Annotated in this window: 1 protein-coding gene; it reads right to left on the reverse strand. The window is 46.2% G+C overall.

From position 1 onward, the window contains the following. Nucleotides 1-208 (reverse strand): Ig-like domain-containing protein (locus tag SB717_RS40210; RefSeq protein ID WP_410908992.1); only part of this gene is annotated, 208 nt, incomplete at both ends.

The following is a 208-nucleotide window of genomic DNA, read 5'->3' on the forward strand; positions in this document are numbered from 1 at the left end:
ATTGATCGGTCCCATTAAAATTCGGATTTGGTTGATAGCTAAACGTTCCGTCCGCATTTACTGCCGCCACTCCGTTGCCAGGCGCAGCTTGCAAACTAAAGGTTAATGAATCTCCATCTGGGTCTACCGCTACGATTTGATTGATTAACGTGCTGTCTTCCGCAATGGTAAAGCTGACATTGGACGTAATTGGAGGATCATTTACGGG

Source organism: Priestia sp. SIMBA_032 (assembly GCF_046535215.1).
In the GTDB taxonomy this organism is placed as follows: domain Bacteria; phylum Bacillota; class Bacilli; order Bacillales; family Bacillaceae_H; genus Priestia; species Priestia aryabhattai.